Below are 5226 nucleotides of genomic sequence, written 5' to 3'. Positions count from 1 at the left end.
CAGGCGGGGAGGTCGTCGAGCAGGAGCGTGCGCCCCGGGGCCGCCAGGGCGGCGCGCATGCCGGCCGCGCCGGCGCCGATCACCACGGTCTCGAGGACACCGTGGTCGTGCGCCGGCGGTCCACCGCGGGCGGCAGACCAGACCGCCCGGTCGGGCAGCTTGCCGACCCCGGTCACGGGCCTCAAACCATCCAGGAAGGCGCGCCGCAGAAACGCGGGTCTGGTGAACCACTTGAAATGGAAGCCGACCGGCAGGAGGTGGCCGCCGGCGTCGAGAGCCTTGTGCATGGCGGGGGCGAAGCAGGAGCCGGCGTCCTGGCGGTTGACGACCTGTCCTTGGCGCACCGGCGTCTGGCAGGAACGGACGTTGGGTTCCCCGTCGATCCGCATCAGGCAGCTCATGCACTGGCCGCGGGCGCAGACGAGACCGCGCGGCCGGCCGAACTTGTGGCTGTGCGAGAGGACCTTGATCCCGTGCTCCCACAGGGCCGCGCCCACGCTCAGGCCGGCGCGACAGGGCAGGGGCTTGCCCTCGAAGAAGATGGTGACCGTTTCGTCTGACAAGGACGTCATCCTCCGGAGCCGGAATCCACGTCGTGGCGAGCGGGGGCCGGATCGCCGGGCGGATCCGGCCCCGCCATGGTACCCCGTTTTCTTCCCTTTCGCCCTAGCAGGATGATTGACATATTTGACGACGCGGGTTCAACATCACCTGGGAGCCAAGGGGAACGGACATGTCCAGCGAAACCTTTGCCGCGGTGCGCAACGATGCCATCGCGCGCAGCGTGGAGTTCATAGACCTCAAGGTGCTCGACCTCGTCGGCCGACTGCACCACATCTCCTTTCCCTTCGAGCGCTTCACCCAGGAAACCATGCGGGAGGGTATCGGCTTCGACGGTTCCAGCTACGGCTTCCTGAAGGTCGAGAACAGCGACATGGTGCTCATACCGGACCTGTCCACGGCCCACCCCGACCCGTTCCGCGACCGGCCCGCGCTGACCATGTTCGCCGAGGTCAAGCACGTGGACGCCGAGCGCACGCCCTTCGCCCAGGACGGGCGCACGATCGTCCGTCGCGCCGAGCAGGCCCTGCGCGACCTGGGCATCGCGGAGTCCTCGCGCTGGATCCCCGAGTACGAGTTCCACATCTTCGAGGACACCCAGTACGAGTCGGACGTCACGCGATCCAGCTACGTCATGACCAGCAAAGAGCAGTTCTTCCAGAACGCCTACCACGCCTGCAACCCGCACGACCAGTACGACGACTTCCGCGACGAGGCCTGCGCCCTGATGCGCGATTTCAACATCGAGGTGCGCTATCACCACCACGAGGTGGGCGACAAGGCGCAGCAGGAGATAGAGGGCTGGTTCACGGACCTGCCGACCATGACCGACAACGCCGTGCTCACCAAGTACATCCTGTTCAACCTGGCCGACAGGCACGGCCTGAAGGTGACCTTCATGCCCAAGCCGCTCCTGGACAACGCCGGCAGCGGCTGGCACCTGCACCAGCTCCTGCTCGGACGCGACGGCGGCAACCTCTTCGAGGACCCCGAGGGCTACGCGGGACTGAGCCGGACCGCGCTGCACTACATCGGCGGCGTGCTGAAGCACAGCCCCGCCCTCTGCGCCCTGACAAATCCCAGCACCAACTCCTTCAAGCGCCTGGTGCCGGGTTTCGAGGCCCCCACGGCCATCACCTACGGGCGCAGCAACCGCGGCGCGGCCATCCGCATCCCCAGCTATGTCGCGGATCCCGCCCACCGGCGCATCGAATACCGGCCGCCGGACTTCACCTGCAATCCCTATCTGGCGGCGTCGGCGGTCCTGATGGCGGGCATCGACGGCATCGTCAACAAGATCGACCCCGAGGCCGAGGACTATCATCCCGAGGACGCGCCCTCGGCGGACGCCCGCGGCGAGGTGCAGTTCCTGCCCCGCTCGCTGGACGACGCCCTGGACGCCCTGGAGCTGGACCACGAATTCTTGCTGCGCAACGGGGTCTTTCCCCAGGTTCTGATCAGGCGCTGGCTCGAGATCAAGCGGGACGAGATCCAGGCCATCAACCGCCGCCCGCATCCCTACGAGTTCACGATGTACTTTGACTTGTAGGCGTAGGTGGGGGATACTGCATCCCACCTCTCCGCCCGGCTGCGCAACGGGCGGAGAGGTGGGATGCAGTGTTCCCCGCCGGCAAGGATGGTCATGATCGAGTTCGAGGTGAAGACCGGGGGACGGACGGATTTCGTGGACATCACGGCCCGGGTCCAGGCTTCCGCTTCGGATCTGGGCATGGCCGACGGCGCGCTGCTGGTGTGGGTGCCGCACACCACCGCCGCGGTGACCGTCAACGAGGGGGCCGATCCGGACGTGGTGCGCGACCTGGCCGACGCCCTGGACCGCATGGTCCCCTGGACGGCGGATTACCGGCACGCAGAGGGCAACGCCGCGGCGCACGTCAAATCCAGCCTCTTCGGCTGCGATCAGGTCGTGCCGGTCGTCTCTGGCCGTCTGGCGCTGGGCACCTGGCAGACCATCTGGTTCTGCGAGTTCGATGGACCGCGACGCCGCAGGGTCCGCGTGAGCGCCCTGCAGGCCGATGGCCGTGACGGCTAGCCAGCGGGGGCCGTCTGGTGGTACGATCTCCCGGTTCCATCCCGGTCGCGACGCCCGTTATCCCAGATCGGAACCATGAAGGATCGTATCCACTACCATCGAGCCTACAAGAAGCTCGCCCCCATCCGACGCGGATCTGCCGCCTTGCTGTTCCTGCTCGTGGCCGGGCTGGACGCGTGCATCGCGTACTGGCACGAACCGATCCTGGGGCGCTTCGTGGGTGTCGTCGCGAGGATCCTGGCCTGGTGCGGCATACCCGCCACCGTGACGACCTGGACGTTCTTGCCCACCTGGGTCACGCACATGCCCGTGCTCGACGCCGACGGCGTCTTCCCCTCGCGCCGCTTCGCCCTGGCGGCGTTCGTGATCAGCGTCCTGCTGGTCGTGCTGCTGCCGCGGCTGCGTCGCGTGCCCAAGGCCATCAGCGTCTACATCGTGTTCCTGGCCCTGTTGAACACGGCGTCCGCGGCGTTCTTCGTCGTCGCGCCGCACCTGTTCCCCTACGATGTGCTCGACTTCTCGCTGCTGTACATGGGCACGCAGTTCGGCATGTGGCTGCTGTTGCCGGTCGTGATGGGGGTGGTCCTCGCGCCGATCCCCGCGAGGACGCCGGAGAAGTTCCTGGTCATCCTGTTGACGGTCTGCTACGCCGCGGTCTTCGGCGCCGTGCGCTACGCCGCGTTCCTGTACCTGCTGAACGCGATCACGGTCCTGCACATGGCGGCGATGTTCTTCGCCCTGGGGCCCCTGATCGATTTCGTCTATCTGGTGGCCATCTACGCCATCTACGTGAACATCGTAGCCCTGCGCCTGGGGAACAAACCGGAGATCTGGCGATGGTCGTTCTGATCCTCAAGCTGTACGTGGTCCTGGTCGTGCTGATCATGGCGGTCTACGCCGTGCGCCACTACCTGTTCACCGTCAACCGTCTGACCGGAAACCAGCGCCTCAGCTACCACGACATCGTCGACGACGATCTGCCGCGGATCTCCGTGCTGGTGCCCATGCACAACGAGGAGCGGGTCGCGCGGCAGTCCCTCGAGACCATCCTGCGCTGCGAGTACCCGCGCGGGCTGCTGGAGATCATCCCCATCGACGACCACTCGGACGACGGCACCGGCGAGATCCTGGACGAGCTGGCCGCCGCGCACGCGGTGATCAGGCCCCTGCACAGGCACGAGGGCCTGCGGGGCAAGCCGGCGGCCCTGAACGACGCCCTGCTGGTCGCCGCCGGCGAGATCATCATCGTCTTCGACGCCGATTACCTGCCCGGCCGGGGCTGTCTGCGGGATCTGAGCATCTCTTTCAAGGATCCCGAGGTGGGTGCCGTGATGGGCCGCGTCGTGCCCGTGAACACCCGCTCCAACCTCCTGACCAGGCTGCTGGACCTCGAGCGCAGCGGCGGCTACCAGGTCGACCAGCAGGCGCGCCACAACCTGCATCTGATGCCGCAGTACGGGGGCACCGTGGGCGGTTTCCGCCGCGACCTGGCCCTGAGCTTCGGCGGCTTCGACCCGCGGGTCCTGGCCGAGGATACCGATCTGACCTACCGTCTCTACATCGGCGGCTGGAAGGTCGCCTATGCCAACAAGGTGGAATGCTACGAAGAGGTGCCCGAAACCTGGCTCGTGCGGTCGCGCCAGATCCGCCGCTGGTCCCGCGGGCACAACTACACCATGTTCAAGCATATCGGGTCCGTGATCCGCTCCCGGTTCCTGACCCGCGCCGAGAAGCTCGACGGCCTGCTGCTGCTGCTGATCTACCTGCTGCCGGTCTTCCTGTTCACCGGCATCATCGATTCGGTGATCCTGTTCTTCATGGGCGAGATGCAGATCCTGGACAGCGTGCTCGTCTTCCTCTTCGTGGCGACCTACAGCGCCTTCGGCAACTTCGCCCCCTTCTACCAGATCGCCACGGCCAGTCTCCTGGACGGCGTCACGCATCGCATCCGCCTGTTGCCTTTCCTGATGTTCTACTTCCTGCTGAACATCTGGACGATCACGGCGGGCTTCTTCCAGGCCGTGGCCGACCGCTTCCTGCGGCGGCGCGCCGAATGGGAGAAGACCAGCCGGTTCCGGCGGGAGGAGAGGGCGTGAGCGGGCGCCGGACGCATGTCCTGCCGCTGCTGATGGCGTTGGCCCTGATGGTACTCGGGCCGTGGGGCATCGCCCATGCGCAACCCGGCGACGACGTCGACGCGACGGGGCCGCTGACGCCGGATCCGTCCCTGCAAGAGATTCCGCCCTATGCCGATGCTTCGCGGCCGGGCGCGGCGACGCTCCTGTTGCTGACCTTCGCCCTGTTGATCCTGCTGCCCTTCGTGCCGGGATTGATCGAGGTCTACTGGCCACGCGACCGCTATCCTCTGTCCGTGAATACCGGGTACACCAAGGATCCCCGCTTCTTCGGCCGCTCGGCCCGCGGCCTGCTCGCGGGCGCCCTTGACGTCGACGGCGTCGCGCCCGGCAGCCACGAAGTCGTGTTGTCCAAGGCCGAGACCGTCGAGGTGCGCGACGATTTCGAGATTCCCGCCGGGGCCGGGCAGGCCGCGGTCCTGGTGGCGCGAGGAGAGCTCGCCGTCGGCGCCGGCGCCGCCTGCGAGCGCGAGCTGT

6 protein-coding genes are annotated in these 5226 nt (G+C 67.1%); 5 read left to right on the top strand and 1 reads right to left on the bottom strand.

Annotated features, from left to right (window positions below; translation table 11 throughout):
• Positions 1–572, bottom strand: a 572-nt coding sequence (locus KJ554_07980; protein ID MBU0742267.1) for a (2Fe-2S)-binding protein, incomplete at its 3' end; no start/stop codon positions are given.
• A 161-nt stretch (positions 573–733) separates the two neighbouring features.
• Here KJ554_07980 and glnA point away from each other — a divergent pair.
• From glnA to KJ554_07955, 5 genes are all read left to right on the top strand, one after another.
• Positions 734–2110, top strand: a complete 1377-nt coding sequence (gene glnA / locus KJ554_07975) for a type I glutamate--ammonia ligase (GenBank protein MBU0742266.1) — start codon at positions 734–736, stop codon at positions 2108–2110.
• 93 nt (positions 2111–2203) lie between these two features.
• Positions 2204–2614 carry a secondary thiamine-phosphate synthase enzyme YjbQ gene (locus KJ554_07970; protein MBU0742265.1) on the top strand — a complete coding sequence of 137 codons (411 nt, stop codon included), beginning with the start codon at positions 2204–2206 and terminating at the stop codon, positions 2612–2614.
• A 75-nt stretch (positions 2615–2689) separates the two neighbouring features.
• Entirely contained in the window at positions 2690–3463 is a 774-nt protein-coding gene (locus tag KJ554_07965; GenBank protein MBU0742264.1) for a hypothetical protein, read from the top strand.
• Positions 3451–4710: a glycosyltransferase gene (locus tag KJ554_07960; protein ID MBU0742263.1), complete on the top strand. Its 1260-nt coding sequence runs from the start codon at positions 3451–3453 to the stop codon at positions 4708–4710. The genes KJ554_07965 and KJ554_07960 overlap by 13 nt, the downstream gene beginning before the upstream one ends.
• The coding region (locus KJ554_07955; GenBank protein MBU0742262.1) for a hypothetical protein at positions 4707–5226 on the top strand (520 nt) is incomplete at its 3' end. The genes KJ554_07960 and KJ554_07955, both read left to right, overlap by 4 nt.

This window comes from bacterium (assembly GCA_018814885.1).
GTDB lineage: Bacteria > Krumholzibacteriota > Krumholzibacteriia > LZORAL124-64-63 > LZORAL124-64-63 > JAHIYU01.
Note: the sequence above shows the minus strand (reverse complement) of the source record. Positions and strands in the feature narration are given on the sequence as shown.